At 40.2% G+C, this 19,473-nt stretch carries 20 protein-coding genes and 1 pseudogene; 3 read left to right on the forward strand and 18 right to left on the reverse strand.

The annotated features are described in order from the left end of the window. Positions 1 to 84: 84 nt before the first annotated feature. From PLANO_RS12035 to PLANO_RS12090, 13 genes and pseudogenes are all read right to left on the reverse strand, one after another. On the reverse strand, positions 85 to 1,698 hold the full coding sequence (locus tag PLANO_RS12035; protein WP_038704686.1) for a M20/M25/M40 family metallo-hydrolase: 1,614 nt from the start codon (positions 1,696 to 1,698) through the stop codon (positions 85 to 87). A gap of 150 nt (positions 1,699 to 1,848) precedes the next feature. Further along, positions 1,849 to 2,763 carry a DMT family transporter gene (locus PLANO_RS12040; protein ID WP_038704687.1) on the reverse strand — a complete coding sequence of 305 codons (915 nt, stop codon included), beginning with the start codon at positions 2,761 to 2,763 and terminating at the stop codon, positions 1,849 to 1,851. 37 nt (positions 2,764 to 2,800) lie between these two features. After that, positions 2,801 to 4,252, reverse strand: a complete 1,452-nt coding sequence (panF, locus tag PLANO_RS12045) for a sodium/pantothenate symporter (protein ID WP_038704688.1) — start codon at positions 4,250 to 4,252, stop codon at positions 2,801 to 2,803. Beyond that, on the reverse strand, positions 4,249 to 4,518 hold the full coding sequence (locus PLANO_RS12050; RefSeq protein ID WP_038704689.1) for a YhdT family protein: 270 nt from the start codon (positions 4,516 to 4,518) through the stop codon (positions 4,249 to 4,251). The genes panF and PLANO_RS12050 overlap by 4 nt, the downstream gene beginning before the upstream one ends. A gap of 133 nt (positions 4,519 to 4,651) precedes the next feature. After that, positions 4,652 to 5,950 carry an efflux RND transporter periplasmic adaptor subunit gene (locus PLANO_RS12055; protein WP_038704690.1) on the reverse strand — a complete coding sequence of 433 codons (1,299 nt, stop codon included), beginning with the start codon at positions 5,948 to 5,950 and terminating at the stop codon, positions 4,652 to 4,654. After that, a complete protein-coding gene (locus PLANO_RS12060) occupies positions 5,943 to 6,635 on the reverse strand; it encodes a hypothetical protein (protein ID WP_038704691.1) in 693 nt (230 codons plus the stop codon). Before PLANO_RS12060 ends, PLANO_RS12055 begins: the two co-directional genes overlap by 8 nt. Positions 6,636 to 7,020: 385 nt before the next feature. Then, positions 7,021 to 7,248, reverse strand: coding sequence for a DUF2187 family protein (locus PLANO_RS12065; protein ID WP_008433044.1), 228 nt, complete (start codon positions 7,246 to 7,248; stop codon positions 7,021 to 7,023). An 85-nt stretch (positions 7,249 to 7,333) separates the two neighbouring features. Then, a complete protein-coding gene (locus PLANO_RS12070; RefSeq protein WP_231554723.1) occupies positions 7,334 to 8,272 on the reverse strand; it encodes a C40 family peptidase in 939 nt (312 codons plus the stop codon). A 15-nt stretch (positions 8,273 to 8,287) separates the two neighbouring features. Continuing rightward, positions 8,288 to 9,211, reverse strand: a complete 924-nt coding sequence (locus PLANO_RS12075; RefSeq protein WP_038704693.1) for a S66 peptidase family protein — start codon at positions 9,209 to 9,211, stop codon at positions 8,288 to 8,290. 313 nt (positions 9,212 to 9,524) lie between these two features. After that, entirely contained in the window at positions 9,525 to 9,698 is a 174-nt protein-coding gene (locus PLANO_RS16240) for a M55 family metallopeptidase (protein ID WP_081976660.1), read from the reverse strand. Next, positions 9,680 to 9,817 (reverse strand): annotated as a pseudogene (locus PLANO_RS16245) (M55 family metallopeptidase); the annotation flags it as partial. The pseudogene PLANO_RS16245 and the gene PLANO_RS16240, both read right to left, overlap by 19 nt. Positions 9,818 to 10,400: 583 nt before the next feature. Beyond that, the gene (locus PLANO_RS12085; protein ID WP_038704694.1) at positions 10,401 to 10,871 is read right to left on the reverse strand and encodes a hypothetical protein; all 471 of its coding nucleotides are present in this window, start codon (positions 10,869 to 10,871) and stop codon (positions 10,401 to 10,403) included. Between the two features lie 438 nt (positions 10,872 to 11,309). Continuing rightward, positions 11,310 to 11,681: a hypothetical protein gene (locus PLANO_RS12090; RefSeq protein WP_038704695.1), complete on the reverse strand. Its 372-nt coding sequence runs from the start codon at positions 11,679 to 11,681 to the stop codon at positions 11,310 to 11,312. 198 nt (positions 11,682 to 11,879) lie between these two features. Here PLANO_RS12090 and PLANO_RS12095 point away from each other — a divergent pair, with 198 nt between their 5' ends. Both PLANO_RS12095 and PLANO_RS12100 read left to right on the forward strand, forming a co-directional pair. Then, a complete protein-coding gene (locus PLANO_RS12095) occupies positions 11,880 to 13,412 on the forward strand; it encodes a hypothetical protein (RefSeq protein ID WP_038704696.1) in 1,533 nt (510 codons plus the stop codon). Then, entirely contained in the window at positions 13,409 to 16,132 is a 2,724-nt protein-coding gene (locus tag PLANO_RS12100) for a DEAD/DEAH box helicase (RefSeq protein WP_038704697.1), read from the forward strand. Before PLANO_RS12095 ends, PLANO_RS12100 begins: the two co-directional genes overlap by 4 nt. Positions 16,133 to 16,195: 63 nt before the next feature. On the opposite strand, the gene PLANO_RS16115 is transcribed toward PLANO_RS12100, so the two are convergent. After that, positions 16,196 to 16,339, reverse strand: coding sequence for a hypothetical protein (locus tag PLANO_RS16115; RefSeq protein ID WP_197053091.1), 144 nt, complete (start codon positions 16,337 to 16,339; stop codon positions 16,196 to 16,198). A gap of 17 nt (positions 16,340 to 16,356) precedes the next feature. Next, the gene (locus PLANO_RS12105) at positions 16,357 to 16,767 is read right to left on the reverse strand and encodes a single-stranded DNA-binding protein (protein WP_038704698.1); all 411 of its coding nucleotides are present in this window, start codon (positions 16,765 to 16,767) and stop codon (positions 16,357 to 16,359) included. A gap of 287 nt (positions 16,768 to 17,054) precedes the next feature. Between PLANO_RS12105 and PLANO_RS12110 the strand changes: the two genes are divergently transcribed. Beyond that, positions 17,055 to 17,486, forward strand: coding sequence for a YwpF family protein (locus PLANO_RS12110; RefSeq protein WP_038704699.1), 432 nt, complete (start codon positions 17,055 to 17,057; stop codon positions 17,484 to 17,486). Between the two features lie 70 nt (positions 17,487 to 17,556). Here PLANO_RS12110 and fabZ read toward each other — a convergent pair whose 3' ends face one another. From fabZ to PLANO_RS12125, 3 genes are all read right to left on the reverse strand, one after another. Continuing rightward, positions 17,557 to 17,994 (reverse strand): 3-hydroxyacyl-ACP dehydratase FabZ, encoded by a 438-nt coding sequence (gene fabZ, locus PLANO_RS12115; RefSeq protein ID WP_038704700.1) that lies wholly within the window; start codon positions 17,992 to 17,994, stop codon positions 17,557 to 17,559. A gap of 64 nt (positions 17,995 to 18,058) precedes the next feature. After that, positions 18,059 to 18,322, reverse strand: coding sequence for a DNA-directed RNA polymerase subunit beta (locus PLANO_RS12120; RefSeq protein WP_038704701.1), 264 nt, complete (start codon positions 18,320 to 18,322; stop codon positions 18,059 to 18,061). 96 nt (positions 18,323 to 18,418) lie between these two features. Next, the gene (locus PLANO_RS12125) at positions 18,419 to 19,435 is read right to left on the reverse strand and encodes a rod shape-determining protein (protein ID WP_038704702.1); all 1,017 of its coding nucleotides are present in this window, start codon (positions 19,433 to 19,435) and stop codon (positions 18,419 to 18,421) included. Between the last annotated feature and the right edge of the window lie 38 nt (positions 19,436 to 19,473).

Genomic DNA, 19,473 nt, shown 5'->3' on the forward strand with positions numbered 1-19,473 from the left:
ACATGAATTTTTTATTTCTTTACATGCATCCACTCCCCATCCGAACTCAATCTCTTTAAAGCAATCCCAACAAAAAAAGCCGCCTTAATGGCGACTTTTCACGGGTATTGAAAGAATCATTTCTTCTAGTAGTACCGGCATTTCTTCGAATGTGTTTTTGATGTGCAAGCGTTCTGTGCGTTTATGCGCATCTTTTCCGTAAGGGCCGACGTTTAGGACGGGTGCCTTGAGCTCTTTCATGGCTTGGAATGGAATGCTGTAGGAATCGCCGTAAACGGGTGTGTTGTTTTCGTAAGCGATCCATCCGTCACTTTGGTCGTTATAGCTGACGTAGCTCAAGTCTGAGATGCCGTTAAAGTAATGACCTTGTTTAACATCGAGGTCGAATTTTTGTTTGGCATTTGTTGTGACTTGTTCGACGCAACGTTTAACGAGTTCGTTTTCGGATGAATTGACGGATGGGTAATAAGGTGGTGCAAACATTAATACCATTGCCGGCGTCAATTCTTGGCAGTTGATCAGCAAGATGTCTGTGACGTGCATTGATTTTTCGCGAATGTCTAAATCAGGCATTATTAATGTGTCGTGTAATAAGTCTGTGATGTAGTCGTGACCGAATTTATTGCGTGCGTATTCCATTAGTTTTTCGTAGCGCATAACGTTGATTCCGCCGACTGGTTCGATGTTTTCACGTTCGCACATGGCGTGGTAGTCACGTTCGCAATGAGCTGCGGCTTCGATTGCGATGTTTTCGAAAATGTCGAAAACTTCTTCTGCGTTGCGTTCCATCGTGAAGACGTTGTACATCGCTGAAGTGCGGTATGGCGTTTGTGCTGAGTATTCTAATTTCATATCACGTTGCGTTAGTGTTACTGGCAGAGGTGTGGTTTCTCCGTAAACGACTTCTTTAAAGCTGGTGTTCCACTCCATGCGATGAGTTAAGTATGTTGAGATATAGCTTGATGTGATGCCTGATAAAGGTTCCCCAACATGGGTTTCTTTGCCATAAAACAAAGCGGATGGCATGATTTTCCCAATAGATCCTGTATATAAATAATGAGATGTATCTCCGGGTTTCATTCCAAAGACAGGTTCACCGTTTAAGAATAAAATATATTCTAAACCGTGCTCACGCTCAAGGTCAAGTAATCGGGAAGCACCGTAACGCATACCTGCTGAGTTTACCTCTTCGTCTGGAACGGTTAGAAGCAACAAATTAATTGGCCATTTTTCGATAGAGGCTTTTTCAATTAATGACATATGAAGCGCAAGTCCCGCTTTCATATCCATCGTGCCGCGGCCGAATAAGTATTCGTCTGAATCAAGGTCCTTTAATGTGTCCGCATCTAGTTCGTCACGAATACGTTTAAAAGCTTCGCCTAATTCTTTCGGGCTGCATGCTAAAGGTTCCAAGTCGCCATATTCCCCTGTGTGAACCGTATCAAAATGACTTAGTAAGACAATGGTTTCAACAGCTTCAGGATGTTTATAAAGAGCTGTCACGCTTTGGCGTCCCCAATTCACTTCTCCCATGCCAATATATTGTGGGTTTTCTTGAAAATATGGCAGCTCCATCAATTTGTCTTTTAACTTATAAGCAAACTCTACTTCTCCATCTGTTAAGGTCATGCTTTTCCAGCTGACAAGTTCACATAATAATTCCTGTAATTTCTCTGGCGTTCCCCATAATGTGGCCACGGCTTTTCACTCCTCTAGTTGCTTAAAGCTATTTATCTATCTTGTTCTTATTATAGTTATTTGTTGCCCAAATAAAAAGAGGATGAGAAAAAAATCCTATATTCGAAACAAAATAACTTTCTATCGACATTATTCCATAAAAAAAACGACTCAAGGTGAGAGCCGTTTTTTACGTTTCTTCAATATGTCCTCTGCTGCGCCGGAACCAAATAGTACACCAATTACAATGAGCACTAATCCAAATATGTGACCAGAGGTAATTTTTTCATTTAATAATACACTTGCTCCTACTAATGAAAATAAGGTGTTCAAGTTCATAAAAATCGCCGCTTTTGTTGGTCCTGCCTGTCCAATTGAGTAATTGTACAGCATATGGCCAACTGCTGTCCCGAGCATTGCCGAGAATACAAAAGCGATCCAAAATGACGTTGGCGCTGCCGCGAATGCTGCAATTTCGCCTGGTTCTTGTACGAGGGAAATGATAAACAATACGAGTGAACCAATTACAAACATATAGCCTGTCAAAATGCGCGGGTCGAGTGTACGCGCTGCATTAGCGATGACAATATAGCTCAACACTTGCGCTAATATAGAAATGAAAACAAAGATATCCCCTACGTTTAACCCTGAGGTAGCCCCACTGCCAACCATTACAGTAGCCGCGACTCCAGCAAAGCCAACGACCACTCCGAGCCATTGCAGTTTAGAAGGGTAATTGCGCATAATGAGCGAAACGAGCACCGCCGTTAACATCGGTCCCGTCCCTAAAATCAATCCTGCATTTGAGCCGGTCGTGATCGACAAACCACTGGATAAGAAATAATGATGGGCCACAACATTGAGTAGCGAGCCGAGAACAATAAACTTCCATTCACTTTTGGCGGGCCAACGTAACATTTTTATACTTGCGAGTATAGCCATTACGGATAATCCCGCTAATAAAATACGAAAAGCTGTTAAGGTAACCGGATCTACGTATCCCAACATGTATTTGACGGCTGATAAATTAAAGCCCCAAACAATCATTACAGCCGTTAAGATGCCGTAAATTTTCCATTTATTCAATCGCCAGACCTTCTTTCGACTTTCCGTAGAGAAGTCCTTATTTTAAATTGTATTGATAAGCTTTTCTTTCGATTAATAAGCTAAAGACGATAAAGGCTACGAGTGACAATAACACAGGCACCGTTACCGTATGTACGCCCAATAAATTGCCATTTTCGATATTGTAAAAATGGATCGCAATATAGCTGAATATCCCCGTTGCCATTGAAGCAATCGCTCCATATTTATTGCCCCATTTCCAATACAAACCGAGAACAATCGGCCAAATAAATGCCGCTTCTAGTCCACCAAACGCGAATAAATTCAAGAAAATAAGCAGCTCTGGTGGATTTAAGGCCAGCAAGAAAACAATTATGCCTAGTATACCGGTAACGCCAAACGAAATCCGTTTAATGGTTTTGATCGTGGCATCGGGTTTCACGTAATTCAAGTAAACGTCTTTTACAATCGACGAACTAACAAGTAGTAATAGAGAATCGACTGTAGACATAATCGCAGCCATTGGAGCAGCGAGTACGATTCCTGCAACCCACGGCGGCAAAGTTTCAAGTGCGATGAGCGGAATAACTTTATCACCAATTTCAATTCCTGGCATTACGGGACGTGCAAAAACACCGATTAAATGCATATTGAGCATAATAAACCCGGTAACAAACGTACCGATAATTAATGCACGGTGCATCGAACGCGAATTTTTATACGACATGGCGCGCACCGCAATTTGCGGCAAGCCAACAACGCCGACACCAACAAGAATCCAAAATGATGATACGTAAGCTGCCGTTAAATTACCGTCTGCACCAAATGGCGTCACCAAGTTTGGGTTTTCATTGATCAAATCATTGACGATGTTTGGTATACCGCCACCTGCGATAATGACTGCAATCAATAAAACCAGTGTCCCAACGAGCATGACCGCTCCTTGCACTGCATCCGTTAGGGCAACTGCACGGAATCCCCCGATGGTTACATACACCAGCACACTCACTGCAAATAAGAACAAGGCCGAATTATACGATAAGCCCGTTAAAGATTCGACGAGACGTGCGCCGCCAATCCATTGTGCAGCCATCGCTGAAAACAAGAAGACGATAATACTAAAAGCAGACAGCAACACCACAATCGTACTATTGTATCGAGCTTTCAAAAAATCAATCATCGTAATCGCTTTATAGCGACGCGCCATGATGGCGTATTTCTTCCCGAGAATCATTAACACGAAATAGCCTGTTACCACTTGGGCCATGGCGAGCAATACCCAGCCGAATCCCATTGTATAGGCCGTTCCAGGTCCACCTAGAAAACTAGATGCACTGCCATATGTCGCGACCATTGTCATAGCGAGTACAAAGCCACCAAGTTCACGACCACCTAAAAAATAATCACTAATAAAATTTGATGAACTCGCCAGTTTACGGCTTGACCAATAGCCGATAAAAAAGATAATTAATAAAAAAGCGAGCATCGGGACTAAAACCGCGTAATTCATCGAACGTCCTCCTCTTCATCAAATGGTACTTCTACAAAGAAGAACTTCACGATGACGACAACTAACACGGAAATCAGTAAAAAGCCGACCACGCAACTATAAAAAAACCAATCTGGCAAGCCGAAGACATAACTATATTCTTCAACTGGACGCGAACCTAAACCGTAAGCAAAACCAAACCACCAAACAAAATTAAAAATGGCCAAACCAACGCCAATCCATGCTTCTCGATGAGCTATTTTAAAACGCCAATCCGTTTCTTCCATCACATACACTCCGTTCGTCCATTTTTCATAATCTCCATCTATCGTACACTATTGCTCGCTCTAGATTAACCCCATTGACTCGCTTTTAAACAGCTAAAAACCCGAAAGCCATGGCTTTCGGGTTGATAAGTTATTAACGTGCCAGTAAATATTCGACGTATGCACGCCAATAGGTGTTTTTAGCAACTTCGAAATCAGGTTGACGACTCGGGAAAGGCATAAAGACTTTTGGAGGCGCTACAAATTCTTCAAGTTTCTCTTCATGAATCACAATCGTGCCAGCTTCAGGACCTTCTGACAACACTGCCTTCGTTCCTTTTTCAAACTCTGTAGTAACGGGCACCATTTTTGGACGACCGTTAATATTTAAAGTATGAGCTTTGCCGACTTTCCCGTCATAATCAAACAACCAAGGTGTTGGAAGTGCTACAGCATTGTCAGCTGTTTCTAAGGTGATTGCTGTATTGACGTTACTGCCAAACGGTAATGTATTATCCACCGGCAATTCAACCACGATTTGTATTTCATAAAATGCGAGCGGATTGTTTTGTTCTTTTGGATCTAGTTGATGGTAAGCTTCAAGCCATTTTGATTTTTCAGCAGGTACTTGAGAAATACGTTGAACTGTTCCTTGAACAATGCCATCTATGCCTTCACCTTGAATATTAACAGGATCTGCAACTTGAACTAATGGCCATTCATCCTCGAGAACGTAGCTGAGAAATACTTTTTCATTTGAATAAATTTCAATGCTTAGTGGTTCTGTATTTCGATTAATTTTAGATACAACACCATCTACTGGGCTAATGACTGATGGATTTGAAGGACTTTGAGCTAATTGTGCTTCTAATACGGCTAATTGTGCTTCGATAGAAGCCAGTTCTTGTTCAGCTTGAGCGATGCCTGCAGCATATGAACCGTCTTGTGGTACTGCGACTCCGACTGAAACATTCACATCAAAATCAATGACTTCATCATCTTCATTCGTAATTTGAGAATTATTAGACGCATCGCGCGAGACGACCCCGCCTTGAGCCGCTCTAGCTTGTTCAAGCGTAGTAAGCGAACTGTTTACTTCATTTCGCTGACCTTCTAGCGCCGTTTTTTGTGTTTCCCACAATGCTCGCTGACCTGCTGTTTCTGCTTCATTTAAAACAGCAAGTTCCGACCCAGCGGATACCGCTTCGCCTTCTTGAACCGTCCATTGTTGAAGTGCTTCGTGATCTTGCACATAAATTTCCAAAGTTTCTTGCGGCGCCGTCAATGCTTCTTTAAATAAATCGATGTTGTATGTACTTGCGTAAGCTTGTTCGTAATCGCTAACGTACACACTTTTCGGCAAAATGCTTTTCTCACCAAACATAAGTAGGGCATTTGCTGTCAAAAAAGCCACAACCGCGATGGATAATCCCACAAAATAAAACCTATTCAAAAAGATTTCCCCCATTCATAAAGCCGCTCAGCATATCGTCCGTAGGAATCAAACTAAACGATGCAACCACTAAAGCCACTAAAATATGGAGCATAATCAAGCCAAATAAAATTAGTTTCGGATTGATTTTTGTAAAGCTACGGATAAATCGGTATTGTACCGCAATAATTAATGACGTGAAAATCGTCAGTTGATTAAAGAAATAAATCAAATATTGATGATCTAAGAACGTTGCAGCAATCGGTCCAAACGAGAAAATCGATACCGACATCGCAAAGCCGGTCAATGCAAACAATAGGAAAATTAAACCTTTTTCAATAATTAGCAAAGCAACCACATACAGTTGCATAATAAGCGCTGCTCGCCAAGCTACTTTTACAATTTTGTTGAATAAAAAAGCCGCTCCATAAAGATGAAAAGCCAAATAAAAGCCTGCCCAGAGAAGCGTACCAACCAGAGAAGTCCAGCGCGCTAATGTATAAGCATCCCACATTCCTGCCGCCAGAATTGGCGTTAATGAATCGGTATTCATGCCCCAAATTTCACCCAGAGCAAATACCAATAGGCCAATCGCAAAGATCCATGCAATGCGTTTATTAACATCGCGCATTTCTGTCGTTTTTATATTATGTATAAGTTGACCTTGTCTTGGGAAAAAGTGCCAAAATCTGAAGTCTGATATCATGCGAATAGTTCCTTTCAAGGCAATTGACGTTCTGCTTCACTATACTTTACCAAAAAAGTGTCATCTTTGGAACGCATTAGATGGGACAATCTTCAATATTTAAATCGTTTGAGCCAAAAGATATAGAATTGCGGTTGAACGGGAGCGTTGCGGTTGGTTTTGCTTACCCGGGTGTTCGGTTTGCTTACCCGGGTGTTCGCCCTTCTTATCGAGATCTACCTCGCTTACCCGGGTGTTCATTTTTCTTACCCTTGTGTTCGCTCGCTTTACCCGAGTGTTCGCTCCCCTTACCCGGGTGTTCGCCCTCCTTATCGAGATCCCCCCACTTTACCAGGGCCCACAATAAAAAAAGCTGCTCACGAGGAGCAGCTTTTGCTTTATCAAATTATGCTTCGATAATACGGTATTTCTTATGTGAAATTACGGTCATGTTGGATGCCGCACCAATTTCTTTTGCGTCTTCTGGTGAAATTTCAACAATCACCGAGTTGTCCATAATTTTAAAAATGGTGCCGTTAACATCGACTCCGTTACGAGTGAAAGAAATCCATTCGCCTATGTAGCGTGCTGCTACGAATTCTGATACTTCTTTTTCATGGGGTTGGAAAGCCATCAATACCACGCCTCTCTTTTTAAAACGCTATCTGCCTATTATAGCACAAATTACCTTCTCTTTCATCTTTAAAGAAACGCAGCATTTATTCCATTTCCACAAATCGGCGAACTGCACATAACTCCACCTCATGCTTTGTTCTTGCGAGTTCAATAATTTCAACGGACTTTCCGGGTTTCGGGGCATGGAGCATTAAGCCATTGCCATAATAAACGCCGACGTGATGGATTTTCCCTTTGCCTTCCTCGTGAGCAAAAAACAATAAATCGCCAATGTGCCAAGAGTCGACGCTCCATGGATCCACTCTGTTTCCATCTAGCACTTGGTCCACAGCATCACGTGAAATGATAATACCATTTGCTTTCATTAAATTATATGTAAGCCCTGAACAATCAAATCCATAACTCGACATCCCTGCCCATAAATAAGGCAAATCCAAAAACTTCGCTCCAAGATTGGCGATGTCTAATCCGCTTCCATTTGGACTTTGGTTATAAGCACTAACGATTTCCACAGCATCTGTCATAATTAACGCATCACCATCGGGCGTTTGCAGTCGAATAAAATCGCCAACTTCTTTGACCGGTAACATCGTATTAAATGGCACCACTTTTAGCGGCTTAAAGTTTTCTGTCCACAATTGTGCTTTATTCTGCACAACGCGAGCATAGCCAAGTTCCGTTAAGTTTCCGACTTCTTTCAGTTGACTAACATGCACCCAACCTGGATAGCCGCGCTCATCTTTTTGGCATGGTTGCCAAAGCGCAACGATTTTCGCCCAGTCGTCCACTACTTCCTCAATCAACACAGGTTCCCCGTAAAGAAGTTGCGTTTGGATTCGGTTACTACTAATCAAGTCTTGCTTGTCTTCCCAGCTCATACTTTGCAGCCAATTGTTCATATTAGGGTGTTCTGCAAGTCCTTGTGCATCAACTGGACGCACCTTTTCTGGTGCTGTCCAAACGGTTCCAACTGGAACATTGCATACCCAAGCCGTGGATTCTGTCTGCAACAAACTGTTCACTCCGTTCTTGTTTTGTTATTCGACGCCCGGAAGAATCGTTAATGTTTTAGCATCTGCATCTAACTTAGCAAGTGCGCCCAGTGGCACAGAAAAATGAGGTTCACAATGACCGATTTTAAAGCCTTTTACGACTGGAATTTTTAAGTCGCTAAAGCAATTGTTTAATACTTGGTCTAATGTCAGAGACGGCTTGCGTTTATTCGGTTCCGCATTTTTGAAATCACCGATAATAATCCCCGCAGCTTCATCAAATTTTCGTGCCATGCGTAAATGGTTGAGGATTTCATCTACTTCAGCAGGTTCTTCATCCACGTCTTCGATCAACAAAATTTTTCCTTTTACATCCAAATCGAACTTCGTGCCGATTGCGCTGCGAATTAACGACAGATTGCCTCCGACTAACTCACCTTGTGCAACTCCACCTACCATTGTTTCGAGTGGCGACACTTCTTCTGTGTAATGCAATTCAAATGGTGCAAATAATTGACCAAACATGCGTCTGCTGCGCTCGTGAAATTCTGGCTTCCCGACATCTGACGCTAGCATCGATCCGTGGAATGTCACTAAATTTGCGTATTCTCCGATTGCGGTATGTAAGAAAGTGATATCTGAATATCCCCAAAACACTTTTGGATTTTCTTTAATCATGGCGTAATCGATTTGGTCTGCGTATCGTGCAGCTCCATATCCTCCACCTGCACAAAAAATACCAGCCACTTCGGGATCTTCAAACATGGCATGTAAATCTGCCAAACGTTCTTCATCTGTTCCAGCCAAATAGCCATTAACTTCGTAAACTGATTTGCCAAGTTTAACGTTCAAGCCGAGCTCTTCTAAAAACGGCAATGCTTTTTTTAAGTTTTCTTGATTTGGTGGACTCGAAGGAGAAACAACCCCTACCGTGTCTCCTTTTTTTAATCGTTTTGGTAAAGTTCTCACACAATCTACTCCTTTTACTCATTTAATCTTTCTCTAGTATAAACTGAAATGCTCGTCGAATAATAAAATTCCGCTTTAACAGAACTTTGTCTGCATTTCGAGTTTAGTCATAACCAACATCGCGCGGTAAGCTTCTAACATATCCTTTGCTTGAAACTGAACAACGGTAGTCCCTTTTTCTAACACACAATCAGCATCATAGTAGCAAGTTCGGCTTCTCCAATTCGAACTTCAAGAGCGGACTTGCTGGTGACACATGTGGTTTCACATTCTCCTTATTATCAATCGCACGAACTGTTCTTTCTTGGAGAAGTTAGTGTGCTTTTTTCGGCTGCAGTGTGCAAACTGCTGAACGTGTCAGCGATTGTTTAACAGCTGCAGTAGTCACATAAGGAATAAGCACTTCTGCTTCTCGACACCCACAATCATCTCCTGCAATGTAAGCATTAAAACTGAGCTCGCCAACTTCTATATCATTGATCCACATCGTTCGAACGGCAAAATCATCGAATAAGCCATTGCGACCTTTTGCCCAGCTCGTGCATGATAGCCAGCAAAAAATGCACCCGTAAATCGACTATCCAATCCTTCCACCATTGAATAAGCATTTACACCACCTTATGTATAATCCGGCAATGCTGTCACACCTTCCATATCATAGATAAATAAAATTTTATCGACAAACCTCCTTCTTCTTTTAGCATTCTTATGACTCAATGTACCAATACCGCTTTAAGAGTTCAATTGATCAGCTAATGATAGTTGACCGAAATCAACGAAAAAAATCTTTTTGTTATACTTTTTAGAATTTTTAGTTATTTTGTACGATGTTTATTACGAATCAGTCATTTATACTAAAAACAAGTTAGCAAACCGCTTAACTTATCAGTAAGATCTTCCAGTAATAAACTTTTAAAAAAGGAGTGGGTAGAGATGATGAATTTCGATAAAGTACTAGAACTAGGTTGGGGAGATCTTGCAATCGGAGTGGCTGGCTCTACAGCAGTTATGCTGTTTATCAATTTTTACACTTTGATGTAAGGGGTGACTTATGAATAACGCAGATATTTAAAAGCTCTTTTCTGATTTTTATTGGAAAAGAGCTTTTAATGTGGATTTTTTCGCATCTAAAAACGCCTTTCCAATTTGATCTGGAAAGACGTTTTATCCATAGGCTGCTATATTCACTTTACAAACCTCCATGTAATTGTTGTGATTCGCGCTGCTCGGCCAACAATGCATCAAACATCGCCCGGTCTCCTGAACTTAACGCTTCATCAATCATGCGATTGTAGTTTGCCTGTTCTAGAAAATGAATGGCATCCGACGCTTCTTTTCTCGTTTGGTCATTAACCTCAATGACTTCTGCTTTTTCTTCCTGCAGTATTGCTTGGAGATGTTTGTGTATATCAGATACCAGCAACAATTGGTATAGAGGCAAGCGGATAAAGCGATTGCCTTTTTGGAAGACGAACACTTCAGAAAGATTTTCTACTTGAAACGTATTGAGGTTGACGATAATTTCTTTGCCTTCCACCGGAATAAAGTGAAATAGCTCGTCATCTTTCATAATTGAGAAATACTGATAAGCGAATACAAATTTAACTAGATGCCCTTCTTTCTTCGTATAGAACGGCTTCATAAGTTTTACGTGCAACATTATAATCACCCCTCATATATTTGTCTTAATATTCCGACTACATTAATTATAGCATAAAATCCTATTTTCGAATATAGAAACGTATAAGAATTTCCTTATATAGTAGTCGTTTCGGAAACCATTTTGTCACATATTTTTAACAATTAAATATCTTTTTAGGATAAAACGCTATAAAACCTACTCCCACTCAATTCTTAAGGATTAGTAATTTCGAGTTTTTTAAAATCAAAAACCATAAAATAATCAAACTACACATGACCTTCAAAAGAAATAAATCGGTGTTGAATGAGCTTATGCGCTAGAGTTTGATATCTATCTTTTTCAGGAGAAATTTTTTCTCTATTTAAAGTGATTAGAGCTACGCTTAAATCTTACAAAATAAAAAAGCTTATCAACTACTTAAAGAAGGTAGCTTACAAGCTTTAGAAAGCGGTTACATTATTTCCGTGGACGCATTCGTTGATGACGATGACGCGGAGGTATAATCATAAAATGCATTTCGTTCGGTTTGATATGTATAGATACTCTCTCCATTATATAGCGAACCAACTTTTGAAATTCTTCATCAGGCATTTCTCGCTTGAAAAAAACGATTCGGTTCATTTTAAAATCGACTTGGACCTGCTCTAAACAATCTGGAAATAAACGTGGGTCTTGAATGCTGTAACAATCACCATCTGATGAAATTTGCCAACTGATCTTTCCAAACACCAACTCAGCTCTCGCATAGACTACTTCCCAAGCCACAACGTCCTTTGGATGCAAAACAGAACGCAAGTCAGGGATTTCTAAAATAAACGTATTGAACAACGATCATTCTCCTATCTTGACTAATATAATTAGGTCTTTATAACTCTAATAGTACCATTTAACTTACACAAAACAATCACCTTCTAAAAATAAATCTATGGAATATTGTGCTCTTTACGCGCTATCTACTCTTCATCATTTACGGAGCTGTCTGAAAGACGTATAATAGAGGGAAAGTTTTATTTTGGGGCGATGCATATGGCTACGGTTCAATCCCTGGCGAAAAGATTCGAAGATACAATACACAATTATATGGCTGCTATCGACAAATCACTTCTACCAACGCGCGCGTTGGATGAGGAAATGGTTCGAAAAGCAGTCTTTTTAGTGCGGCACGATGGTGTTCAAATTCAATCGTTTAATGAAGAGCGATTATTGCTTGAAGCGGTCGTTAAAGACGCACATGCAGTTAAGGTCGTACTTAACTTCGATAAACTTACAGCGATTTGTGTTTGTCCACAAGAAGAAATGTGCCGTCATCGGTTAGCTGTTATTTTCGCGCTTTATCAAAAAATTGGTTCTTTATCTGAATGGGTAGCTACTTGGCGTGAGCCTGAAAGCAAACAGATGGCTTTATTATCAGAAAAACGTTCTCCTGAGCAATGGACCAAGCTAATTCGCAGCATTTGGCGAGATGCCATTCCAGACTATACGACACGTAATTACTTTTACTATGAACAAATGTATGATGGCCGTTTAAAAAACGCCTTGTCTTATGTTCCATTGGAACGTGAGTGGAAAGTACTTTACCGTACATATGCTCATTTTATTTCGTTAACTGAAGTATGGTCAACATTTATTTCAGGTACTCAAGAAGTTCATCATTCGTTCTTCAAAACATGGTTTGATGATGAACTTCATGAACTACGTGACTTGCTTGGCCAGCTTCGTGTACAGCACCGAACATTTGAAGCAGATGCATTTTTTGAGCATTTAAAAGTTTTAGTCCGTGAATTTATTGAAGTGAAAGATTCGTCGTTTTCACAACGATTCTCTCTTTACCAACTATTTTGGACCGATTTGTATACGACAAGTAGACTACGTGAAAAGGAACTTGTCACTCTAAAAAATCCTGATGAACGATTAAAAGCTTTCTTTACTATTCTTTTAAAAAACGATCTAGATATTAAAAAAATCTCACCAAATGAAACTCATGACTGGGTAACTCTTGCAGTTCTTGCCGAAGAGGAAAACCACTTGCAAGCACTGACAAATATTTTATTGGCGATCAAGCCTCATGTGAGAACTTTCTTATTTGAAGGCCTCTATACTCAATACCGTCATCAGTACGTTCGGACACTTAGCCGATTGTTTTCACAAATTGAATTAAGTGAATTAGATTGGGAAGATCTGTTTAAGCAATTTGGACATTACGGATTGCCAGCCTACTCTGCATATTTGATTGAAAAACAAATGTACAAACAATGGGCAGAACTGCATCATCTTCACAATTCTCCTTTGTATTTTGCGGAGGAATGCGGTTTAAAAGAAGTACAAAGTGCAGCACCTGATTACGTGCTTCCCCTTCTCCACCGTTATGCACTTTCTTATCTTGAAGAACGCAATCGTCCTAGCTATAAGCAAGCTGTACGAATTTGGAAAAAGATGAAAGCAGCTTGTAAAAAAAGTGGTCAAATGGAGTTTTGGACTGCGTATATTACTGAAATTCGCAAGCAAAACAAACGCTTACGTGCACTCCAGGAAGAGATCGAGAAAGGAAATCTTATATGAATCAATTCCAAACTGAAGGAAGCCGTCTCTACTATTTAACCATCGATCGTGGAGAATCTTTCCGCATTCAAGCAGCTAATGAAGCTGGCAATCGGATTCCGCCGGAAATCTGGAAATCGTATTTGTATTTTCTAGATAAAGATAGCTTTTACGGCTTAACGGCACAAACGGATGGACTTGACTTAGTATTAACTCCCGCAGATTTTGTGCGGTTGTTTCAAAACGAACCTCATCATTACGTAACGTTTGCTGGTCAACGAGCAGAAGATGAAGCTTGGCTGAAATTGGCTGAAAAAGTGGCTGACTCTTTAAGTGACCCTAATTTATGGGACCATATATCGGTTGAAGAAAACAGTATTGTGATTAGTGATCAGTATGGAGATGACGAAATTCGAACATTTCTTGCTGATACGATTCAGCATCAATTGCGTCAAAAAGGCTTAACGGTAGCTCAACTTCCTTACATTCAAGGTTTTGTGCAACAAGCTGGTTGGCAAGGTTTGCCGGATGCAGATGATTATGTGGTCGCCGTACAATTAAGCGAACCTGATACAGATGAATTTTGGTCTTTTAAAGTCGTTATGCGCTCTAAACGAGGCAGTGTGTACTGGTCTCCTTCTAAACGTCGAGCAAATGAACCTATCCCTAAAGCGTTACCTGAAAAATGGCGTTCGTTTGCGCCAGATATTAAAAATCGCCAAGCTTTGCTATTAAGCTTATGTCCTTCTATTGAGAGCTTTGATGAAGATCTTTTTTATCATACTGAATGGACAGATGCAGAAATTCTTGAGTTCTTACGTAATGACGCAGAAATCTTACAAGCGTTTGGAGTAGAAGTATCGATCCCTTCTTGGTTAAAAGCTGTTCAAGAATCCAAAATTCGTGTGAAAGCCAACGTCAACTCGACGATTAAAAAAGCATCTGTTGTCGGACTTGATCAAATCATCAATTTTGATTGGCAGTTTTCGTTAAACGGACATGATTTGAGTATGCAAGATTTTCAGCGTTTAGTGTCTGAGAACAAGGAATTTATCCGTATAGGTAATGAATGGGTTCGTGTCGATTCCAATTTGTTAATGCAATTGCGGAAAATGATTGAAGAAGCAGAAGATGCTGATTGGACGATCAAAGATATGTTGTTCCAAAACGTACCGGAAATCATGCTTGAGGAAACAGCTGAAGAAGATGACCCACTCGTTGAATTTCATTTAAATAGATCGTTAAAAACATTACTCGATAAACTTCTTGATAAGCGTGACTTACCGGAAACAGCGTTACCAAAAAACTTATTAACAGAGCTACGTCCTTACCAGAAAATCGGCTTTGATTATTTAGTATTTATGCGTCAAGAAGGTTTTGGGTTATGTTTAGCAGATGATATGGGCTTAGGAAAAACAGTTCAGCTCATTACTTATTTGCTACATGTTCATGCAAAAAAACCAGATCAACCTTCGTTAATTATTTGTCCAACTTCTGTACTTGGCAACTGGCAAAAAGAAATAGAGCGCTTTGCGCCTGATTTAAAAGTAGTCACGCATTATGGCAGTGTTCGTCCAAAAGGTGAAGAGTTTAATGCCTTTTTAGCCGCGGAAAAACCTGATGTGGTGTTATCTACTTACGGCATTGCCTCTTCCGATGGAGAAGAAATGCAAAGTTTGCATTGGTCAAGCATCACACTAGATGAAGCACAGAATATCAAGAATATGTACACAAAACAGTCGCGTACGATTCGGAAATTCCGCGGAGATCACCACATCGCCTTAACAGGAACGCCGATTGAAAACCGCTTGTCTGAATTATGGTCAATATTCGACTTTATCAATAAAGGTTACCTTTACCGCATTAAACAATTCCAAGAAAACTTCATGATTCCCATTGAACGGGATAATTCTGAAGAACATAAAGAAAAGTTGCGTCAGCGAATTCAGCCATTCTTGCTTCGCCGGACGAAGAAAGATCCGGACTTGCAGTTAAACTTGCCTGAGAAACAAGAACAGCTGGAATATTGTCCACTGACTCCTGAGCAAGCCGCTCTGTACGAAGGACTTGTTCAAGACACGGTGCAGAAAATGGAGACGCTCACAGGTTTTGAGAAAAAAGGATTAGTGTTGAAAATGCTCAGCAAATTAAAGCAGCTATGTAATCATCCATCTCTTTATTTAAAAGAGCCGTATACGAATGCTGCTGAAATTCTTCCTCGTTCTCAAAAACTAGAGCGCATTGTGACCTTGGCCGGGGAAATTGCGGAACGCGGGGAACAATGTTTGATTTTCACACAATATATTGGAATGGGTCATTTATTACAGCAAGCGATTAACGAGTTGTATGGTCACGAAGTACCTTTCTTAACCGGTAGCATGCCCAAACAACAACGTGATACGTTAGTAGCTCAGTTCCAAGCTGGGAAGTTTCCAATCTTCATCTTGTCTTTGAAAGCAGGCGGTACCGGTCTGAACTTAACGGCCGCAACGCATGTGTTACATGCTGACAGATGGTGGAATCCAGCCGTGGAAAATCAAGCGACCGACCGAGCTTATCGGATTGGTCAAACTCAATTTGTTCATGTCCATAAGTTTGTGACTATCGGAACAATTGAAGAAAAAATTGATTCTCTATTGGTTCAAAAGCAATCGATGTCTGAAGAATTTATTCAATCTAGTCAATGGATGACTGATCTTTCGGATAATGACTTGAAAGAACTCTTTACTTATTCTCTATAACTAGCGTTAAATAATCCGGCCAGGTCCCCACCTGGCCGGATTTCCCCTTTTAGACATGAAAACTTACCCTTTTTGAACAGAGCAGAAAATCGCTTTTAACTCACTTAGTTCCCTCTCCGCTTCTGCCAATCGTTGATGCAGCAAAGCGGTTAGTTTAATTAATTGCTCCATATGCACTTCTAATTGCAGCTGCACATCTTTTGGCATCGCTAAGTGCCTCCTTTCTATGCGTTTACTTGTTCAGTTTCTGGCGGTTGGAAATCGAAGTCTCTATCGTTTTGTGGTGTTTCCTGCTGAGATGTGGTTTCTTCTTGTGTTTTTCTTTTATCGAGGAATCGGATTTGGTCGCCCAATACTTCTGTGACATAAATTCGTGTGCCGTCTTCTTTATCATAGGAGCGCGATTGCAGACGACCTGTAACTGCTACTAGTGATCCTTTCACACAGTATTTGGAGATGTTGTGAGCTGGCCTTCCCCAGGTGGAACAAAGCACGAAATCTGTTTCTGTTTCTCCTTTCTGATTTTTATAGTTTCTTGAAACTGCTACGACGAAGGAAGTATGTATTCGTCCTTCGGTCATGACTCGCATTGTTGGATCTTTCGTCAAACGACCTACAATTCCAACTTGATTCATTTTTTCACCCCCTTTCCTTATTTAGAGCATACTAAGAAGATTGAATTTTTTGCAAAACCGAAAAAATTATTTTTCGTCTATATTCTACTTCTATATTTCATTTTTGATATATTTTAAAAGATTTTTTGAATTATATTCTCTTGATTTTATTCAATTCCACTATAATGTAAGCTAAAAACAAATTTCACTTTTGGTACGCTCTTGTATTTTCAGTAGCTGTTTGCATTCGTCTCTAAAATCTTCTATATGCTATACTGAAACAAAGCTAGTATTGGAGGCATCGCCGCATGAAAACATTTAAAATGCTGTCATTAGGTATTGAAAAAGAAGATCAAGTGACTGATTATCCGGTACACGATGGCATCATCATTAACCAAGAAAATAAAGAGCGTTCGTGGATTTTAGAGATGCTCGTTGATTTACCGCATCAAGAAATCTTTGATCGCTTAAAAGAAAGCAACGAGTTAATAGCTGTGCAAGTGGTCATTTCCTATCCAAAAAACGAACCTGCCCCTTTTGAAGTCTTCGTTAAAGATGTAAAAATCATGGGAGACCATGTTTCGGTATTGATGAAAGGCACGTTAAAACGCGCCCGTCGTAAATATGCAGAAACACTTCTTTCTGAACTATTAGAAGATGGACTTGAAGGACAAGAGTTGCTTGAACGTTTTGAAACAGATATGCGGACTCGTCCAGGACTTCGTAAAGACGAAGCGTAAAAAATTTAAAATTCCACAAAAAAAGCTGTTGCCGAAAGTCTCTAAGACTCTCGGCAACAGCTTTTTCATATTATTTGGATGCTACTGGACCTAACGCAAAAAGAATATCGCATTCACAAGCGAGCTCACCGTCTACTGTCGCAATTGCATGACCTTTGCCCATTGATCCACGAAGTTTTGTTAAAACAACTTCTAAACGTAATTGATCGCCCGGTACAACTTGTCGCTTAAAGCGGCAATTATCGATTCCTGTAAAAAATGCTAATCGTCCTTTATTCGCTTCTAATTGCAAAACAGCTGCAGCGCCAACTTGTGCCAATGCCTCAACGATCAAAACACCTGGCATTACTGGATAACCTGGAAAATGCCCATTGAAGAAATCTTCGTTTGCAGATACATTTTTTAAGCCAACAGCTTTTTTGCCAGCTTCAATTTCTAAAATACGATCTACCATCAAAAACGGGTAGCGATGTGGTAAAATTGCTTGAATTTGTTCAGTTGTCAACAATCAATCCATCTCCTTTATCCTATATTAACGGACAACGCACATTTCAAACTGCTATATGTAATGCTTATTTACCGCCCATTATATCTAATATGTGTTGCCAAGTTTTCCATTTTAATGCATCGGCCGGACTTCCGTCTCCAATCACGCCAAAGCCTATCATCGCGCCTAGAACCGCCGCTAACGCGATTAAAGCGACGACTATGATTATACGTAGCCATATTGGAAATAGACGTATTTGAACCCACCATGTCCGTTTCGGACTATCTGATTTTACCACGTCTCTTTTAGCTTTTTTTCGAAGAGAAAAGTTTTTCTTTTGTTCAGTCATTCACTTTCTCAACCTTTCCATCTACTGAATTCTCGAATTTCATATGAAATTCGAATTTTAAACTCTAATAATTATAACCAGAAAGTACGATTATTGCTATCTGCTGTTTGACCTTGTTTTTTTGGCGCGAAATATATTTTCTTTCGCTTCAAGCATTAAACCTGTGCCAAGTACAACACATTCCATCGGGTTATCAGCGATGGAAATTGGAATCAGTAATTTTTCAGATAACAATTGATCTAAACCGTTTAGCATTGCTCCACCACCTGTTAAAACCGCACCACTTTCAATAATATCTGAAGCGAGTTCTGGTGGTGTTTTTTCCAGAACTGCACGTGTTGCTTCTACAATGGCTTCTACTGATTCTCTTAATGCATGTTCAATTTCAAATGAACTAATGACTAAGGTTTTAGGATAAGCAGTCAAAATATCACGGCCCCGGATTTCCATCTGTTTTTCTTCAAGATGCTTACCCGCAGTACCCAGTTCTATTTTGATTTTTTCAGCGGTTTTTTCACCAATCAGTAATTTATGATGATCCTTTACATACTTCAAAATTTGTTGATCAAATCGATCACCCGCTATTTTAATTGTTTCACTCGCAACTATGTCCCCCATCGATAAAATGGCTACATCGGTAGTGCCACCTCCTATGTCGATGACCATACTCGCATTTGGTTGATAAATATCAAGTCCAGCGCCGATAGCAGCTACTTTGGGCTCGACTTCTACGTAAACCTTTTTAGCACCCGCTTTTTCTGCTACTTCACGGATTGCATTTTGTTCAATACTCGTAATATTTGTTGGACAACAGATTAATATACGGGGTTTAGACATAAAGCCTTTTAATTTTAGAATCTGCACAAAATGTTTAAGCATTGCTTCAGTAACATCAAAGTCGTGAATGACACCATCTTTTAGTGGACGAATTGCTTTAATATGCTTTGGTGTTCTGCCTATCATGTTACTCGCTTCTTTACCCACTGCTAAAATTTCTTCTGTTTTTTTGTCTTTGGCTACTACTGATGGTTCATTTAAAATGATTCCTTTACCTTTTACATATATTAATACGTTCGCCGTACCAAGATCGATTCCAATGTCTTTAGAAAACATTAAGCCCACGCCCCTTTTAAGCCATTTGTTATGCTTTA

This window comes from Planococcus sp. PAMC 21323 (assembly GCF_000785555.1).
Lineage (GTDB): Bacteria > Bacillota > Bacilli > Bacillales_A > Planococcaceae > Planococcus.